General features: G+C 66.4%; 16 protein-coding genes. 11 read left to right on the plus strand and 5 right to left on the minus strand.

Annotation, left to right across the window (positions count from 1 at the left end; all coding sequences use genetic code 11):
- Positions 1 to 67 precede the first annotated feature (67 nt).
- Together JKF87_RS11230 and JKF87_RS11235 are read left to right on the plus strand one after the other, a co-directional pair.
- A complete protein-coding gene (locus JKF87_RS11230; protein WP_201099972.1) occupies positions 68 to 2,179 on the plus strand; it encodes a S9 family peptidase in 2,112 nt (703 codons plus the stop codon).
- A gap of 208 nt (positions 2,180 to 2,387) precedes the next feature.
- Entirely contained in the window at positions 2,388 to 3,053 is a 666-nt protein-coding gene (locus JKF87_RS11235) for an alpha/beta hydrolase (RefSeq protein ID WP_307417905.1), read from the plus strand.
- A gap of 11 nt (positions 3,054 to 3,064) precedes the next feature.
- Here the strand turns inward: JKF87_RS11235 and JKF87_RS11240 are convergent, their stop codons facing one another.
- A complete protein-coding gene (locus JKF87_RS11240) occupies positions 3,065 to 4,639 on the minus strand; it encodes a hypothetical protein (protein WP_201099973.1) in 1,575 nt (524 codons plus the stop codon).
- 235 nt (positions 4,640 to 4,874) lie between these two features.
- Between JKF87_RS11240 and JKF87_RS11245 the strand changes: the two genes are divergently transcribed.
- A complete protein-coding gene (locus JKF87_RS11245) occupies positions 4,875 to 5,021 on the plus strand; it encodes a hypothetical protein (RefSeq protein WP_236261305.1) in 147 nt (48 codons plus the stop codon).
- 39 nt (positions 5,022 to 5,060) lie between these two features.
- Here JKF87_RS11245 and JKF87_RS11250 read toward each other — a convergent pair whose 3' ends face one another.
- Both JKF87_RS11250 and JKF87_RS11255 read right to left on the minus strand, forming a co-directional pair.
- Positions 5,061 to 5,516: a hypothetical protein gene (locus JKF87_RS11250; RefSeq protein WP_307417907.1), complete on the minus strand. Its 456-nt coding sequence runs from the start codon at positions 5,514 to 5,516 to the stop codon at positions 5,061 to 5,063.
- 68 nt (positions 5,517 to 5,584) lie between these two features.
- Positions 5,585 to 6,247, minus strand: coding sequence for a DUF1345 domain-containing protein (locus JKF87_RS11255; RefSeq protein ID WP_201099974.1), 663 nt, complete (start codon positions 6,245 to 6,247; stop codon positions 5,585 to 5,587).
- Positions 6,248 to 6,434: 187 nt separating this feature from the next.
- On the opposite strand from JKF87_RS11255, the gene JKF87_RS11260 reads away from it, so the two are divergent.
- Positions 6,435 to 8,576, plus strand: coding sequence for a malate synthase G (locus tag JKF87_RS11260; protein WP_201099975.1), 2,142 nt, complete (start codon positions 6,435 to 6,437; stop codon positions 8,574 to 8,576).
- A gap of 144 nt (positions 8,577 to 8,720) precedes the next feature.
- Here the strand turns inward: JKF87_RS11260 and JKF87_RS11265 are convergent, their stop codons facing one another.
- On the minus strand, positions 8,721 to 9,740 hold the full coding sequence (locus JKF87_RS11265) for a mechanosensitive ion channel family protein (RefSeq protein ID WP_201099976.1): 1,020 nt from the start codon (positions 9,738 to 9,740) through the stop codon (positions 8,721 to 8,723).
- Positions 9,741 to 9,959: 219 nt separating this feature from the next.
- Between JKF87_RS11265 and JKF87_RS11270 the strand changes: the two genes are divergently transcribed.
- The 6 genes from JKF87_RS11270 (at position 9,960) to JKF87_RS11295 (ending at position 16,776) form a co-directional block, all read left to right on the plus strand.
- Positions 9,960 to 10,238: a hypothetical protein gene (locus JKF87_RS11270; RefSeq protein WP_201099977.1), complete on the plus strand. Its 279-nt coding sequence runs from the start codon at positions 9,960 to 9,962 to the stop codon at positions 10,236 to 10,238.
- Positions 10,235 to 10,675, plus strand: coding sequence for a Spy/CpxP family protein refolding chaperone (locus JKF87_RS11275; protein WP_201099978.1), 441 nt, complete (start codon positions 10,235 to 10,237; stop codon positions 10,673 to 10,675). Before JKF87_RS11270 ends, JKF87_RS11275 begins: the two co-directional genes overlap by 4 nt.
- Before the next feature lie 9 nt (positions 10,676 to 10,684).
- Complete coding sequence (locus JKF87_RS11280; protein WP_201099979.1) at positions 10,685 to 11,257, plus strand: RNA polymerase sigma factor; 573 nt, start codon at positions 10,685 to 10,687, stop codon at positions 11,255 to 11,257.
- A 115-nt stretch (positions 11,258 to 11,372) separates the two neighbouring features.
- Positions 11,373 to 13,178 carry a copper resistance system multicopper oxidase gene (locus JKF87_RS11285; RefSeq protein ID WP_201099980.1) on the plus strand — a complete coding sequence of 602 codons (1,806 nt, stop codon included), beginning with the start codon at positions 11,373 to 11,375 and terminating at the stop codon, positions 13,176 to 13,178.
- A complete protein-coding gene (locus tag JKF87_RS11290) occupies positions 13,175 to 14,359 on the plus strand; it encodes a copper resistance protein B (RefSeq protein WP_307417911.1) in 1,185 nt (394 codons plus the stop codon). The genes JKF87_RS11285 and JKF87_RS11290 overlap by 4 nt, the downstream gene beginning before the upstream one ends.
- Positions 14,360 to 14,385: 26 nt before the next feature.
- A complete protein-coding gene (locus tag JKF87_RS11295) occupies positions 14,386 to 16,776 on the plus strand; it encodes a heavy metal translocating P-type ATPase (protein WP_201099981.1) in 2,391 nt (796 codons plus the stop codon).
- Positions 16,777 to 17,210: 434 nt separating this feature from the next.
- Here JKF87_RS11295 and JKF87_RS11300 read toward each other — a convergent pair whose 3' ends face one another.
- Entirely contained in the window at positions 17,211 to 17,597 is a 387-nt protein-coding gene (locus tag JKF87_RS11300; RefSeq protein WP_201099982.1) for a hypothetical protein, read from the minus strand.
- A 93-nt stretch (positions 17,598 to 17,690) separates the two neighbouring features.
- On the opposite strand from JKF87_RS11300, the gene JKF87_RS11305 reads away from it, so the two are divergent.
- Positions 17,691 to 18,157: recombinase family protein (locus JKF87_RS11305; protein WP_236261306.1), on the plus strand; the 467-nt coding region annotated here is incomplete at its 3' end.

Below are 18,157 nucleotides of genomic sequence, written 5' to 3' on the forward strand. Positions count from 1 at the left end.
CGGACCGCTTTCGCGCCACGAACTGTGGTGCTACCCCTCGCGGCAACTGTTTTGCGAGGAAGGCCCCATGCATCACCGCTCCCTGTTGTCCGCCGCCTGTGCGGCTGTTGCCCTGATGGCCGCTGCGCCCGCCCTGGCGCAGGTGCCGCCTGCGCCCGTTCCGGCGGCCCCCGCCGCCCCGAACGCCTTCACCTATCAGGACATGATCTCGGCCAACCGGCTGGGTGATCCGCAGGTGTCGCCGGACGGGCGCTATGTCGTCTATTCGGTGACGACCACGGATGTGGCGGCCAACAGCCGTTCGGGCAGCCTTTGGATTCTGGATCTGAACGCGCCCGATCAGGCGCCGCGCCGTCTGGCCATCTCGGACCAGAAGGCCAACACCGCCCGCTGGGGCGGCGACGGCAATCTGTATTTCCTGTCGGACAAGTCGGGCTCCAGCCAGGTGTGGCGCGTCGCCTCGCCCACGGCGGCTGCGGTTCAGGTGACGGACCTGCCGACCGATGTGAACGCCTATCGCGTCAGCCCCACGGGCGACAAGGTGGCGGTGTCCCTGGCCGTCTATCCGAACGCCGCCGACCTGAACGCCTCGGTCGCGCACGGCAAGGAAGTCGCCGAGCAAAAGACCACCGGCCAGGTCTATGACCGCATGTTCGTGCGTCACTGGGACACCTGGAGCGACCACACCCAGAACCACCTGTTTGTCCAGTCGATCGGCCGCGACGGCCGGGCGACCGGAACCCCGGCCTGGGTCACCAAGGGCTTTGACGGCGACACCCCCTCCAAGCCGTTCGGCGACGAGAGCGAGTTCGTCTTCACCCCCGCAGGCGACTCCATCGTGTTCTCGGCCCGCGTCGCTGGCCACAGCGAGCCGTGGAGCACCAACTTCGACCTGTTCAAGACCAACGGCCTGACCGGCGACGGACAGTTCACCAACCTGACCGAAGACAACCTGGCCTGGGACACCGGCCCGGTCTTCTCGCCGGACGGCAAGACCCTGGCCTATCGCGCCATGGCCCGTCCGGGCTTCGAGGCTGACCGCTATCAGATCGTGCTGATGGACGTGGCCACGGGCCAGAAGCGTCAGATCGCCGCCAACTGGGATCGCTCGGCCGACACCCTGCAATGGTCGCGCGACGGGCGCACCCTGTACACGACCGCGGGCGATGTCGGTTCGACCAAGCTGTTCTCGGTCGATGTCGGCAACGGCACGGTGGTTCCCCTGACGGGCGCAGGCCATGTCTCGGCCTTCCAGCAGACGCCGTCGGGCTTCGTCTTCGCCCAGGACACCCTGCGCGAGCCGGGTGACCTCTATTTCAAGACCTTCCGGGGGCGCGAAATGCCGCGCCGCCTGACCAACGCCAACCCGTCCTTCGCCCAGAAGGCGTTCGGCGAATATGAGCAGTTCAACTTCCCCGGCTGGAACAACGAGACGGTCCACGGCTATGTCATCAAGCCGGTCGGCTATGTCGAAGGCCAGAAATATCCGGTCGCCTTCCTGATCCATGGCGGACCGCAGGGCTCGTTCGGCGACGGCTGGTCCTATCGCTGGAACCCCGAGACCTATGCAGGCGCGGGCTATGCGGTGGTGATGATCGATTTCCACGGCTCGACCGGCTACGGCCAGGCCTTCACCGACGCGATCAGCCAGCACTGGGGCGACCGCCCGCTGGAGGACCTGCAGAAGGGCTGGGCCGCAGCCCAGGCCAAATACAGCTTCCTGGATGGTCAGAACGCCTGCGCCCTGGGCGCCTCGTACGGCGGCTATATGATCAACTGGATCGCGGGCAACTGGCCTGACGGCTTCAAGTGCCTGGTCAACCACGACGGCGTCTTCGACACCTTCGGCATGGGCTATTCGTCTGAGGAACTGTGGTTCACCGAGTGGGAATACGGCGGCACGCCGTGGGAAAATCCCGCAGGCTATCAGAAGTTCAACCCGGCCAACCACGTCCAGAACTGGAAGACGCCGATGCTGGTGGTCCAGGGCGACCGCGACTTCCGCATCCCGACCGCCCAGGGCCTGTCGACCTTCACGGCGCTGCAGCGTCGCGGCATCGACAGCCGCCTGATCGTCTTCCCCAACGAGAACCACTGGGTGCTGAAGCCGGCCAACAGCCTGCAATGGCACAACGAGGTGTTCGGCTGGCTGAACAAATATCTGGCCCCAGCCAAATAGGCCGGAAGATCGGATCGAAAATTGAGGGGCGCGGTCGAAAGGCTGCGCCCCTTTTCTTTGCCGAGAACAGGATCGCGGGCCTATTGAAGGGCATGGAGCATTCGACCTGACCCGCCGGGGCCTGTTCGCGCCCGCGCTGGGCCTTCTGGGCGCCGCCTGCGCGCCTTTGGGTCTGCGCGGTGGGCTCGACGGGCGGCTGAGCAGGGACGTGCGCCGCGTCGCGCACGATCTGCCCTATGGCGACGATCCTCGCCAAAGGCTGGACCTCTATGCGCCGCATGGGGCGAGGGGCCTTCCGATGCTGGTCTTCTTCGGTGAGCCCGACGCGCGCGAACAGTATGAACCAGCGGCTCTGGCGTTGGCGGCGCGAGGTTTCGTGGTGGCGCTGCCGGACTACCCGGTGATGGCGCCGCCGCTGGCTCCCGCCCTCATCGCCGACGCCGCCCTGGCGACTGCGGAGACAGCTCGCAACGCCGCGGACCATGGCGGCGACGCGGCCCGTCTGGGCGTCATTGGCCACGGGGCTGGGGCTGCGCTGGCGATGATGATCACCCTGGATCGCCGCTACATGGCCGCCGTCGACCAGCTGAACCTGATCCGCGCCGCCGCCGGTCTGGCGGGCGTTTACGGCGTCGCACAGACCACAGACCCGACCTGGACCCAGCCCGTCGCCTACGTCCGTCCCAACGCTCCGCCGATCTGGCTGGGATACGGCGCAGATGACGACACAGTCGTCGCCGCCGACGCCGTCACGTTCGGTCAGCGCATCCGCGCCGCTGGGGGCCGGTCAGAAGTCCATGCCTGTTCCGGTCGGACCCTGGACCTGCCTGCACTGAAGGATGCGGCGGGTTTCTTTCACAGGGCGCTGGACTGACCGCTCAGCCATCAGGTCTCAGGCGCATCGGGGTCTGATGGGACGTCTTCCACCTCGTCGTCGTCATCCTGCGCCAGGCCCGATAGGGTTCCTCCGGCCTCCAGCGATGCAATCATGCGGTTGGCGTAACGCGAGGCGCCGCCGCCGTGCGGATTGTTCGCCAGAGGGCGCAGGACGGCGATCGCCTCGTCAATCTCGTTCTTTTCCGCCAGCGCCGCGGCGTAGTTGAAGCGCACGGCAGGCAATTGCGGCGCCCGATCCAACGTCAGCCCCATCGCCAGCATGTCATTGTCATTGGGATAGTTGGGTTGGCCCTGACGCAGTTCGGTCATCAGCATCAGGGTGCGGTAATCATTCTGGGCGGCGGCATAGGCGCGCGCGATATAGTCGCGCGCCTCGCGCCTCAGAGCATTTTGCTCTGCATCGCTATCGGCCTCACGTAATTGGCGCAGTCTTTCCTGGGCCAGGAACTGCAGAGCCTCGATATTGTCGGGCTCAATTTCGAGCAGGCGTTGCAGGGCGGTTTCCCCTGCCGGACGATTTCCAAAATGCATCCCCGCATGACCGGCCGCCAGCAGGGCCAGAGGATCGTCGCCATGTCGTGCAGCCAGCCGTGCGACCTCTTCGCCCAGCGCGGCGCGGTCGTTCTGCGGCACGCCGATCTTGAGCCGCTGGTTGATCAGCAACAGGTCGTTGGCGGAACGCGGCAGGCGGGTCACGGTGATTTCGGGCGTTGGAAACCGGCCCGCGACGCGTTGGCGTGACAGGTTGGCGCGCGTGTAGCGCCGCAAGGCGGCCCGAAGCTGCTCCAGGCTCATGCCGGTCGCCCGCTCCATGGCCTCGACCGAGTCCGTTCCCTTTGCGATGTCCGCTAGATAGGCTTGAAACTGCGTCCGCCGCTCGGTGTCGCTGAAGAACCAGTGCGTCAGCAGCCAGGCGATCGGATAATAGGTGGTGCGCTGGCTGCCGTTACGCACCTCGTCTGGACGGGAACGCAGAAGGACGTCCAGCGGGATCCAGTTTTCCGACATGATCCAGTAGGCGCGGTTTTGATTGTATCCGCCTAAAATGACCGAGTTATCAGAGACTTTTATGTCCGCCGTCATATAGTATTCGGCAAAGCCTTCGACGTACCAGGCGGGATAGGCGCCGGGTGTGTTCCCCAGCATGAAGTGGTGCGCGTACTCATGCATCAGCACGTCTTGGCCTGACATGCCCATGCCGTCGTCATTGCGTATGGCGACGGCGAAGATGTCTTCTTCGGTCGGGAAATAGGTGCCCACGGTGTCACGCGTGGATTGAGGGTGCACCCTCGTCAGGCCCGCCCGGCCGCTGACCAGATAGATCGGCAGTTTGCGAGGGGGCGTGGTGCTGCTGAGAATGCCGGATTGAAACAGCATCACCCGGTCGAACATTTCCAGTTTCTGGACATATTCCCGCAGCGAGCGTTCGTTGCCTTCGCTGTAGACGATGAATCTTTCGCTCTCGGCGCGAAGCCAGTCAGCGCGAGCGGATTGCGGCGAAGCGGTCAGGACCAGAGCAGCCAGAGCGCCGCTGACGCAGGCGCGCGCAATCTTCATAGTCATTCAACATCCCCCAGAATGGCGGTCTGATCGCAGAGGTTGCGCCCAATGGTAAAGAGGCGTTTTCTGAATAAGGCCAAATCCTGGCGAAAAATTGATTTTCGCGCGTCAAAATAACCCCTCGCAACCAAGGGCTTTTCGAGTCATTCTATCTTTGCAGGGACGATCCAGCCGTCAGAGCCGGACGCCCGCCCAGGCGCCGATGAGGTGGTCTGGACATAGGGAAAGGAAAAGAACGATGGCCGTAATCCATCCTCAAGACCGCTACGCCCGCCCGCGCCGTGAAGGCAAACCCTTGCATCCCGCCTTCGGCCTTCTGGTCGGGTTTGGCTTTATCTTCGCGATCGCCACGGTGGTCCACGTCGTCTTCAACGTGGTGATGTAGCGAAAACAACGCCTCTTGGCCGTCCTGATCCCGACAGGGTCAGGCGGCGAGGCGGTTCCAGACGGCGCGGTCTGCGGCGACCGCGTTGAGGCGACGCCCTTTGGCCTGCAGCTGCTGCATGACGACGTGGGGCAGGGCGCAGAAACGCGGCTCGACCAGATCGGGATTGCAGGCGACCGAGGGGGCGGCGAACAATGCGGCGTTCACATCCGGGCTGCGTTCCGAGATCAGCCAGGCCAGACGTCGTGCACGCCCGGGATCGTTGCGGTGAAGCAGCGGGTCCTCGGCGAACAACTCGCAGCCCAGTTGCAGCACATAGTCGAAATCCAGCTTCTCGAACCGGCGCGCGTCGGCGGGCGTGACCGGGCAGGCCTCGTCCAGATCGAACACGACGTCGTTCAGAAGAAACAGCATGGGCGCAAACGCTCGATACGGATCGGACGGCGTGTCGTCCTTGTCGCCACAATAGGCCCGGCCGCTTGCGGTCCCGTTCACGGACGCGGTTAAGCATTCATCACCGGCCGGGGCGGGCGTTCACACCCTGCCTACCTTGACGGTCAGGCCTATTTGCCCAGCAGCCCGACCATCAGATTGACCGTCAGAGCCAGGATCACCGTGTTGAAGGTGAAGGCCGTCAGGCTGTGGATGCTGGACAGGCGCCGGATATGCCGGTCGGAAATCTGCACATCCGCCGTCTGCGACGCCACGCCGATGATCAGCGAGAAATGCAGGAAGTCCCAGTAGTCGGGCTCGGTCTCGCCCGGGAAGAGCAGGCCGCCGCGATCCTTGCCCTTCGTCTTGGGGCCGGCCTTTTCCTCCTGATAAAAGGCATGGGCGTAGTGCAGGGCGAAGATCAGGTGGATGAAGGTCCATGACAGGCCCACGGTCGCCAGCGACAGCAGGCCGCTGGTCAGGGGATCGTCGCCCCGCGTCGCCTCGCCGATCACCACGACGATGCTGGCGATGGCGGCCAGCAGACTGAGCGGCAGAACCCAATGGCCCGCCTGATCCAGAGCCGCCGCCCGCTTGCGGATCGCATCCACCCCTTCGGCGCGCGCCATGCGCCACAGGGTGGCGGCGATGAAGACCCCCGCGCCCACGTCCCAGCCGATAGCAGCGCGGGTCAGCCAATGGCCCCCGAACGGCGACAGCCATCCGACCAGCCCCGTGAGCACGAAACTGCCCAGCAGGATGCCGTGCAGGGAAAGGGAGCGGCGAACGGACATCCGACGATCATGACGCGCCCACGCCCGCCTGCAAGTCCTGGATCGCAGCGCCTATGCCGCACAGGCCGCCTATTCGACGAAAAGCGATGCGGATGACGCGACGTGACCCTTGCAGACCGGCGCGGGCTTGGCTTACGAGATCACGTATTGTTACAGGCTCGATCTCCGGGCCGGAAGAGAGGCCGCCATGACCACCCATGAAGATCGCGCCGGACTGAAAGTTGCGGGCGAAATCATCGCCCTGATCGAACAGGATGTGCTTCCGGGTCTGGGTCTTGATGCGGCGGCCTTCTGGACCGGCGCGGCGGCGGTGTTCGAGCAGTTCGCGCCTGAGAACAGCGCCCTGCTGGCCAAGCGCGATACGCTGCAGGGCCAGATCGATGACTGGAACCGCGCCCGCAAGGGCCAGCCCTATGACGTGGGCGCCTCAGAGACCTTCCTGCGCGAGATCGGCTATCTGGTGGATGAGCCCGCGCCCTTCACCATCGGCACCAAGTCGGCGGATCCTGAGATCGCGACGATGGCCGGGCCTCAACTGGTAGTGCCGGTGCTGAACGCGCGCTTCCTGCTGAACGCCGCCAACGCCCGTTGGGGCAGCCTGTACGACGCCCTGTACGGCACCGACGCCCTGGGCGATCTGCCTGCGGGCGGCGGCTATGACGTCGAGCGCGGCGCCCGCGTCGTGGCCCGCGCCAAGGCGTTTCTGGACGAGGCGGCGCCCCTGGCGTCGGGTTCGCACGCCGATGTCGCGGGATGGTCGGTGGTGGACGGCGCCCTGTCGCCGCCGCTGAAGGATGAAGGCCAGTTCGTCGGGTTTACGGGCGAGGCCTCGACGCCGACCTCGATCCTGCTGAAGCACAACGGTCTGCACATCGAACTGATCATCGACCGCACCCACCCGGTCGGACGCAATGATCCGTCGGGTCAGGCGGACGTGGTGCTGGAATCGGCCCTTTCCACCATCGTCGATCTGGAAGATTCCATCGCCGCCGTCGACGCCGCCGACAAGGCGGAGGCCTATCGCAACTGGCTGGGCCTGATGAAGGGCGACCTTTCGGCGACCTTCAGGAAGGGCGGCGAGACCCTGACCCGCGCGCTTGAGGCGGACCGCGTCTTCACAGCGCCGGACGGATCGACCCTGACGCTGAAGGGGCGCTCCCTGCTGTTCGTGCGCAACGTCGGCCATCTGATGACCACGCCCGCCATTCGTCTGGCGGACGGATCGGACGCGCCCGAAGGCGTCATGGACGCCATCATCACCAGTCTGATCGCCCTGTATGACATCAAAGGTCTGGGTCGGTTCCAGAACAGCGCCGAGGCCTCGGTCTATATCGTCAAACCCAAGATGCACGGGCCGGAAGAAGCCGCTTTCACCGACCGTCTGTTCGACGCGGTCGAGGACCTGCTGGCTGTGCTGCGCCACACCCTGAAGGTCGGGGTGATGGATGAAGAACGCCGCACCAGCGCCAATCTGGCGGCCTGCATCCACGCGGTGAAGGACCGGATCGTCTTCATCAACACCGGCTTCCTGGACCGCACCGGCGACGAGATCCACACCTCGATGCAGGCCGGGCCGGTGGTGCGAAAGGCTGACATCAAGTCCAGCGCCTGGATCGCCGCCTATGAGGCCAGAAACGTCGCCATCGGCCTGAAGTGCGGCCTATCAGGCAAGGCCCAGATCGGCAAGGGCATGTGGGCGGCGCCCGACCGCATGGCCGACATGCTGGAGCAGAAGATCGGCCACCCCAGGACGGGGGCCAACACCGCCTGGACCCCGTCGCCGACGGCCGCGACCCTGCACGCGCTGCACTATCATGCGGTCGATGTGTTCGCGGTTCAGAAGACAGTCGCCGCCCAGCCCACGCCGGGTCTGGAGGCCCTGCTGACCCCGCCCCTGGCCAATGGCGCCAACTGGTCGGACGAAGAGGTTGCCGCCGAACTGGACAACAACGCCCAGGGCATTCTGGGCTATGTCGTGCGCTGGATCGACCAGGGCGTCGGCTGCTCCAAGGTGCCGGACATCCACGACATCGGCCTGATGGAGGACAGGGCCACCCTGCGGATCAGTTCGCAGCATATCGCCAACTGGCTGCTGCACGCGGTCTGCACGGCGGATCAGGTGGACGCCGCCTTCCTGCGCATGGCCGCCAAGGTGGACGGCCAGAACGCGGGCGATCCGCTGTATCAGCCGATGGCCCCCCACTCGGACGCCAGCTTGGCCTATCAGGCGGCGCGGGCGCTGGTGTTCGAAGGCGTCGAACAGCCGAACGGCTATACCGAGCCCCTGCTGCACGCTTGGCGGCTGAAGGCGAAGGCGGCGGTCGCTTAACTCCCTATCCGTCACCCTCGGGCTTGACCCGAGGGGCGGGCGCGGATCGGGCGGTGCTAGGCCGTTGGGCGCAATGCGGCGGGACATCCGGCCCTCGGGTCAAGCCCGAGGGTGACGGAGTCTTAGTGGCGTGCGGCGTGGGCGTCAGCCTGCTGGCCTAATGTGTGTGTCCGCCTCTTCCTCCTCATCCGCCATGACGTCGGCAGCGGCGTCGTTGGCGCTGTGTCCGCCGCGGGAGGGGCCGGGCTGCGTCGTTGGACCCTCGCCATGGCCCAGACGCTTCAACGCCTCGTCGCCCTCCAGCCCGAAGGCGCGGCGCAGGCGCACATCCGTCTGCGGCACCGGCACCTCGACGCCCGCCGCATCCAGGGCGTCTGCGATCAGCCAGGTGTAGGCGGCGTGCATGGCGGCGGGGCGTTTGACCGCATCGCGCGTGGGCCAGACCACCAGTTCGAAAGCCAGTCCGCGATCCACGAACGCCACCAGCCAGACCTGGCTCTTGCGCGCCTCGGTCTCCGGCAGGGTGAAGGGGCTGGCCTGCGCCGCCTTCAGCACGGCGTCGCGCACCCGCCCACGGTCCGATCCATAGGCGACGGTGAAGGGCACATGGATGCGACGTGTGTCGCCCTTCAGCGTCCAATTGGTCACCGGCTGTTCGATGAAGCGCGAGTTGGGCACCAGCACATTGACGTTGTCATTGGTGCGCACGCGGGTGGCGCGCGGGCCGATCTCCATGATGGCCCCGCGAATGCCGATATCCTCGATCTCGATATAGTCGCCGACCGACACCATCCGGTCGAAGATCAGGAACAGGCCGGACACGAACTCCTTGACCACCCCCTGAAGACCCAGACCGACGCCGATGCCCAGGGCGCCCGCGAACACCGCCAGCGACGACAGGTTCACCCCCGCCGCCGACAGGGCCGACATGACGCCCACGACGATGATGCCGTATCCCGCCAGCCGCTCCAGCAGATAGACCGCCTGTCGGCTGCGCTCTGCCCGTTCGCGCACCCGGCGAAGAGCCCGCGTCACCAGCCAGCTGGCGGCGAAGGTCAGCAGCAGGATGACGGCGCCGCTGATGAGGCCGCCCAGCGTCAGGTGAAACCCGCTGAAACCCAGGAACTTCGACTGATCCATTGGCAGTAGTCTGTTGGCGGGCATGACCATCACCTCCAAGCGCGCGGCAAAAGGCCAAGGTTCCGAGCTGAGGTCCAGATGCAAAGAAACCCGGCTGCTTTCAACCGGTTTCGGAACATCCTGTCGTGCAGGCAGGACGTCATATCTGTTCGGCGCAACAGCCCGGATTGCTGTTAGGGTCGCGGGCATGAGGGAAGCTGTCGACGCGTGCGTATGACATACGGGAAATGAAACAGGTGCGCGATGAGCGATGACATCGACAAGATGATCGGCCGGGACCCGCCGGTCGGCTCTGACGATCTTACGGGTCTGGAAGACCGGGTCTGGCGCCGGATCGGCGAGCGCCGCGAGCGGATGCGGATGGATCGGGTGCGGATCGCCGCCGTGGCGGCGGCCGTCGCCCTGGGCGCGCTGAACGGCGGGGCCGTGCGTCTGGCGTCCCCGCCGGAACCGTCCGAGATGCGCGTCTTCACGGTCGCCTCCGGCCTGTCGCCGCTGACCAGTCTGGATGCGCGCGGATGAACGGGCGCTGGAGATCCATCGTCGTCACGGCCCTGCTGGCGGCCGCGGCCAGCGGGGCGGCGACCTGGGCCAGCGCCACCTGGGTGATGCGAGAGCGCCAGCCCCCCAGCCTTCACAGCGTCATCCATGACAGGCTGGACCTTGATGCGGCGCAGGCGCAACGGCTGGCGGTCATCGAGGCCCGTTTCGCCGAACGCCGCCCCGTGCTGGAGGCCGAGGTTCGCGGCGCCAATCGCGAACTGGCCGCCGCCATCGCCTCAAGCGGCGGCGACACGCCCGAGGTCCAGGCCGCGGTCGATCACTTTCACGCCGCCATGGGCGACCTGCAGAAGGCGACCATCGCCCATGTCTTCGAAATGCGCGCGGTCCTGACCCCGGCCCAGGCCAAGGTGTTCGACGCCGCTGTCGTAAACGCCCTGAGCGGCGACGCCGGTTAAGCGCGGCCTGTGGACGAGGGGCAGAGCATTGCGGTCCGCGCGGCTGCGGGTGACCGCGCCGCCTTCACGACCCTGATGACCGCCACCAAGGCGGACCTGCATCGTTTTGTCCGCCGCTATGTCGGGGACGAGGCCGAGGCTCAGGACGTGCTGCAGGACACCTACGCCGCCGCCTGGTTCGCCCTGCGGCGCTATGATCCGGCGCGGCCGTTCGATGTCTGGCTGCGCGCCATCGCCCTGAACAAGTGCAGGGACTGGAGCCGTCGCCGCGCGGTGCGGCGCGTGGTGCGCGGCGTCATGGGGCTGGATGCGCCAGAGGCGGCGGCGGTCGGGGACGCCAGCCCCGAGGCCGAGGTTCGTCTGGACGACCAGCGCCGGGCCCAGCGCGTTCAGCGCGCCCTGGCGGACCTGCCCGACGCCCTGAAGGCGCCCCTGCTGCTGGCCGCGTTGGAAGGCCGCTCCCATGCCGAGATCGGCGCCATACTGCGCATCACCCCCAAGGCCGTGGAGACGCGCATCGCCCGCGCGCGTCGAAAACTGGCCCAGGGCCTGGCGGCGGCGCAGACCGACCAGACGTCCTGATCCGACAGGGTTTGCAGACAATCGCGTCTGATCGCGAGGGGAAGGGCGTCGGCGCGCGTATCTGAACGCATGGCCTCAAGACCGTCTGTCTGGCCAGTCTGCTGGAGGCACCTTGATGTCGATCCCGAACCTTGACCGTCGAACCCTTTTGCGCGGCGCTGTCGCGGGGGGCGGCCTGCTGGGGCTTCAAGGCCTGACGCCCGCCTGGGCCCAGACGGTTTCGCCGGGGCTGAGGTCTGACCTGCCGACCCTGAACGGGCCGAACATCGACCTGACGGTCGGCCATTCCCCCTTCACCGTGGGCGGGCGCACGGGCCACGCCTTCACCGTCAACGGCCTGCTGCCCGCGCCCCTGCTGCGGATGCGCGAGGGCCAGAATGTGCGCCTGTCAGTGACCAACACCCTGGACGAGGACACCTCGATCCACTGGCACGGCCTGCTGCTGCCATTCCAGATGGACGGCGTGCCGGGCGTCAGCTTCCCCGGCATCCGCCCGCGTGAAACCTTCGTCTATGAGTTCCCGATCAAGCAGTCGGGCACCTACTGGTATCACAGCCATTCGGGGATGCAGGAGGCGATGGGCCATTTCGGCCCCATCGTCATCGACCCGGCGGGCGTCGATCCGGTCGCCTATGACCGCGAACATGTGCTGGTCCTGTCGGACTGGAGCTTCCTGCATCCGCACCAGATCCTGGATAAGCTGAAGAAGAGCCCCGGCTATTTCAACCGCCAGCGCACCACGGTGGCGGGTCTGCTGGACGGTTCGGACCGCATGAGCCTGTCGGAGCGGCGGATGTGGGGCGCCATGCGGATGGACCCGCGCGACATCCTGGACGTCAGCGGCGCGACCTACACCTATCTGGTCAACGGCCATGGCCCGCAGGAGAACTGGACCGGCCTGTTCCGTCCGGGCGAGCGGGTGCGGCTGCGCATCATCAACGCCTCGGCCATGTCGATCTTCAATGTCCGCATCCCCGGCCTGGCGATGACGGTTGTGCAGGCTGACGGCGAGAACGTCCGCCCGGTCGAGGTGGACGAGTTCCAGATCTCGGTCGCCGAAACCTATGACGTCATCGTCCGCCCGACCGAGGACCGGGCCTACACGATCGTGTCGGAGGCCATCGACAGCTCCGGCATGGGGCGGGCGACCCTGGCGCCCCGTCCGGGCATGACGGCCGAGGTTCCGCCCCTGCGCCAGACGCCCAATCTGACCATGGCCGACATGGGCATGGGCGGCATGAACCACGATGCGATGGGGCACGGCGCGATGGACCACGCCAGCATGGGGCATGGCGACATGGCCGGGATGGACCATTCGGCGCAGGCAGCCTCAAGCCCCATGTCGATGGATCACAGCGGCATGAACATGCGCGATCCGTCAAAGGCGCCCGCAAACATGGCGGTCGGCGTGGGCGTGGACGCCATCGCCATGGCCCCCGCCAACCGTCTGGCCGAACGGCCCCAGGGCCTGCAGGACGTCGATCATCGCGTGCTGGTCTATGCCGACCTGCGCGCGCTGACGCCGAACAGGGACACGCGACCGCCGTCCCGATCGCTGGAAATCCACCTGACCGGCAATATGGAGCGGTTCATGTGGGGCTTTGACGGGCGCAAGTTCTCGGAGCTGGTCGAGCCGATCCGGTTTGAGCTGAACGAGCGGGTCCGCGTCACCCTGGTCAACGACACCATGATGGCCCACCCCATCCACCTGCACGGCCACTTCTTCGAACTGGTCAACGGCCATGACGGGCATCAGCCGCTGAAGCACACGGTCAATGTGGCACCGGGGTCGAAGGTGACCTTCGATCTGACCGCCGATGCGCCCGGCGACTGGGCCTTCCACTGCCATCTGCTGATGCACATGCACGCGGGGATGTTCAACGTCGTCACCGTCCGCCCGCTGGAAGGAGCCGCTTCGTGAAGACCCTTGCGCTGGCGCTCGCCTCCCTGATCCTGACGGCTGGCCCGGTCGCGGCCCAGAGCCACGACCATTCGTCCCATACCGCCCCCGTCCAGGCCCCGGCGCCGGACCCGCACGCCGGCCATGACATGAGCGGGATGCGGATGGCGCCCGCCGCCGCGCCTGCCCAGACGCCTGCGCCCGATCCCCACGCCGGTCACCACATGAGCCACGGCGCGGCGGCTGATCCCCATGCGGGGCATGACATGAGCGGGATGCAGACGGCCCCCGCCGCAGCCTCTGCCCCGACATCCGCACCCGATCCTCACGCCGGTCATCACATGAATCACGGCGCGGCGACGGCTGACCCCCATGCCGGCCACGACATGGGCGGCGCCGCGTCCGCCATTCCCGATATTCCCACCAGCGCGGATGCGGTCGGCGGGCGGCTGGTGCAGGCGTCGCCGCCGCCCGGCGCCTTGGCCGGGCCGGCCCATGCGGCGGACCTGCTGTTCGACCCGTCCGTGATGGCGGCGGCGCGCAGGCAGCTGCTGGCCGAGAACGGCGACGTCCGCACTACGGCGGTCAAGATCGACGCGTTGGAGGCGGGCTTCGGCGACGGGGCGGACAGCTACAGCTGGAAGGCTCAGGGCTGGACCGGCGGCGACATCAACCGCTTCTGGTGGAAGACCGAAGGCGAGGGCGTCTTCAACGGACGCCTGCATGACGCCGAGGTTCAGGCCCTCTACAGCCGCGCCGTCGCGCCCTTCTGGGATGTTCAGGCGGGCGTGCGTCAGGACTTCCGCCCGGACGGCAAGGACACGACCTATCTGACCGCAGGTGTTCAGGGCGTCGCGCCCTACTGGTTCGAGGTGAGCGCGGCGGCCTTCCTGTCGACCCGGGGCGACCTGACCGCCCGTGTCGAGGCGGAATACGACCTGCGTCTGACCCAGAAATGGATCCTGCAGCCCTCGGTCGAGGCCGCCCTGTCGGCCAGCGACACGCCAGAGCTTCAGCTTGGATCGGGTTTGACCTCGGTCAAGGCGGGGCTGCGCTTAAGGTACGAAATACGCAAGGCCTTCGCGCCCTATGTCGGGGTCGAATGGGGGCGGTCCTTCGGCGACACGGCGGACTATGCGCGGGCGCACGGCGGCGCCGCCGACGATACGCGTCTGGTCGTCGGCATAAGGGCTTGGTTCTGACGATTTTCGATTGAGAGGACAGGGACATGGCTGAGGCGGAACAGGACACCCAGACGGCGGGCAAGGGGTGCTGTTCCGCCCATGCCGGTCACGGCTCCGGGCACGGGCATGACCACAGTGCGGGCCTGACCACGGATCCCGTCTGCGGCATGTCCGTGGACGCGCAGACGACCGCCCACCACGCCGTCCATGCAGGCCATGAACATCATTTCTGCAGCGCGGGCTGTCGCGCCAAATTCGTCGCCGACCCGGACGCCTATCTGAACCGATCTGCTGAAAAGGCGACGATCACGGCCCCTGCGGGGTCGATCTGGACCTGCCCCATGCACCCGGAAATCCGTCAGGAAGGACCGGGCGCCTGTCCCATCTGCGGCATGGCGCTGGAGCCCGAAATGGTCAGCGCGGAGGCCGGTCCCAGTGAAGAACTGACCGACATGACGCGCCGGTTCCGGCTGGCGCTGGCGCTCAGCCTGCCTGTCTTCATTCTGGAGATGGGGTCGCACCTGGTCCCGGCGCTGCATCACCTCGTGCCGATGAAGGTTTCGGCCTGGGTGCAGTTCGTGCTGGCGACGCCGGTGGTGCTGTGGGCCGGTCTGCCCTTCTTCGAGCGCGGCTGGGCGTCGCTGAAGACCCGCAACCTCAATATGTTCACCCTGATCGCCATGGGGACGGGCGTGGCCTGGGGTTACAGCGTCATCGCCCTGTTGGCGCCCGGCGTATTCCCGGCCGCCTTTCGTGCAGGCGATGGTTCGGTCGCCGTCTATTTCGAGGCCGCCGCCGTCATCACCACCCTGGTGTTGCTGGGGCAGGTGCTGGAGCTGAGGGCGCGCGAACAGACCTCCGGCGCGATCAAGGCCCTGCTGCGTCTGGCGCCCAAGACCGCGCGTCGCATCGCCGCGAATGGCGATGAAGAAGAAGTCTCGCTGGACGCCATCATCGTCGGCGACCGGCTGCGGGTGCGTCCGGGTGAGAAGGTTCCGGTCGACGGGGTGGTCGAGGACGGGCGCTCTTCGGTCGATGAGTCGATGGTCACCGGCGAATCCATGCCGGTCGCCAAGGCCGTCTCCGACCCTGTGATCGCGGGGACCATGAACCAGACTGGCGCCCTGGTGATCCGCGCGGACAAGGTGGGGCGCGACACCATGCTGTCGCGCATCGTGCAGATGGTCGCCGAGGCCCAGCGTTCGCGCGCCCCGATCCAGCGCATGGCCGACCGGGTCGCGGGCTGGTTCGTTCCCGCCGTGCTGGCGGTGGCCTTGATCGCCTTCGCCGCCTGGGCGGTGTGGGGCGCCGAGCCGCGTCTGGCGCATGGCCTGCTGGCGGCGGTGGCGGTCCTGATCATCGCCTGTCCGTGCGCGCTGGGGCTGGCGACGCCGATGTCGATCATGGTCGGGGTCGGACGCGGCGCCCGCCTTGGGGTCCTGATCAAGAACGCCGAGGCGCTGGAGCGGATGGAGAAGGTGGACACCCTGGTCGTGGACAAGACCGGCACCCTGACCGAGGGACGGCCTGCGGTCGTCAGGATCGTGGCGGCGGACGGATTCGAACAGGCGGAGCTGCTGCGCCTCGCCGCCGGGCTGGAACGCGCGTCCGAACACCCGCTGGCCCTGGCCATCGTCAACGCGGCGACCGAACGCGAGATCACCATCCCCGCGGTCGGGGACTTCGATTCGCCGACCGGGAAGGGCGCGCTGGGCGTGGTCGAGGGCAGGCGAATCATGGCGGGCTCAGCCGCCTTCCTGGCCGAGGTCGGGATCGACGCCTCGGCTCTGGCGGATCAGGCGGATCAGCTGCGCGCGGACGGGGCGACGGCCATACTGATCAGCGTCGACGACAGGGCCGCGGGCGTCTTCGCCATCGCCGACCCGATCAAGCCGACGACGCCGCAGGCCCTGGCCGCCTTGCGCGCCGAGGGCGTCCGGGTGGTGATGCTGACCGGCGACAACCGCACTACGGCCCTGGTGGTCGCGCGCCAACTGGGCATAGACGCGGTCGAGGCCGATGTCCTGCCGGACCAGAAGGCCGCCGTCGTGGCGCGGCTGAAACAGGAGGGCCGCGTGGTCGCCATGGCGGGCGACGGGGTCAATGACGCGCCTGCGCTGGCGACGGCCGATGTCGGCGTGGCAATGGGGCCGGGCACGGATGTGGCCATGGAAAGCGCGGGCGTCACCCTGTTGAAAGGCGACCTGAACGGCATTGTCCGAGCGCGCGAGCTCAGCCGGATGACCATGTCCAACATCCGCCAGAACCTGTTCTTCGCCTTTGTCTACAACGCGGCGGGCGTGCCGATCGCGGCGGGCGTGCTCTACCCGGTCTTCGGGGTTCTGCTGTCGCCGATGATCGCGGCGGCGGCCATGGCCCTGTCATCCGTCAGCGTCGTCGCCAATGCGCTGCGCCTCAACACCATGCGGCTGTGAGCGCGCAAAGCCGGGCTCTGGGCGCTGAAGCGTCGGTGCGGCGATGTGAGGGAAGGTGGCCGTCCCTCCAAGCATCTTGCGATGCTTGGAGGTGACGATGGTGGTGTGCGAAGGAGCGGAGGTCATTCTCTCCGTGACCGGCACATTCAAAATGTGCCGGTTAATTCCCTGATCAAGCCGCTTAAACAGGGAAATAGCTCAAACTTAGCCAAACCCTCTCTGCCCCTAAGCCGTCAAGCTGATGCTTCTTAAAAGATTTTCACGATCCCACGCCAGAAATGCGGTTCCAACTTCATGGAAACGCGTGTCGTTTCAGACAGGGCGTGGAGCGACTCGAGCCAAATCTAAATAAACATAGTATCTACCGCCGGCGGACGGCGATCACTTGTCCGACGTCACGGTATGCCGATGGTCGTAGGTGGTTATTGCGCCTGTCATGTTTCGTCACGGTCCATCAGTCGGCGCACTGCCTCCAACAATTCCTCGACGGCGTGCTCTGCAGCAGCGAGCTTCAGCGCCGCCAGAAGCGCTTCTCGGCCAGCCATTGCGAGGAACACGCCCAAGACTTCGTCGGAATGCCGGATCAAGGCGACCAGATGTTCGCCGCTTGGTCCATATCGACCAGCAAACCAGTTTTTCACTGTCTTCTCGTTGGCCCCGGTCCAGGAGGCGACGATCTTTGTGCGTGCCCGGCTTTCGCCGAGCGACCGCTTCAAAGCTGATGCGATCTCTATAGCGAACCAGTTCTCCGGGAGATGCTGATCGCTCGAGCCATAGCCCGTCTGTTTCGGAAACAACTTGCCCTTTTTCGGAAACGACATTCCGGACTCCCTCGCTCTAAATGGACGCAGGGATTCAGCCGCAGCTTCACGTGGGTTGGACGAATTGACCCGCGATGATGAAGAGGTGCGTGCTTGGGTGGTCGCTCGACGAGCAATTCGAACGGGGATGATGTGCCGTCCGAGGTGGATGTGCCGGCCGTCGCCTATGTCCGGATGTCCACTGATCACCAGAAGTACTCGACCGAGAACCAACTGGATGTCATCCGCGGCTACGCCGATGCACGCGGTCTGAAGATTCTACGCGTCTTCGAGGATTCAGGTCGAAGCGGGCTACGCCTCGATGGCCGCGAAGCACTGCAGAACCTCATGGGCGAAGTTCAGTCTGGGAAGGCCGACTTCAAGGCGATCCTTGTCTATGACGTCAGCCGATGGGGCCGGTTTCAGGATGCCGACGAAGGCGCCTACCACGAGCATGTCTGCTCGCGCGCCGGGATCCGCGTCCACTACTGCGGCGAACAGTTCGAGAATGACGGCAGCATTGGCTCCAACCTGCTGAAAACCGTGAAGCGGGTCATGGCGGGCGAGTACAGCCGCGAACT

Source organism: Brevundimonas nasdae (genome assembly GCF_016654005.1).
GTDB lineage: Bacteria > Pseudomonadota > Alphaproteobacteria > Caulobacterales > Caulobacteraceae > Brevundimonas > Brevundimonas nasdae.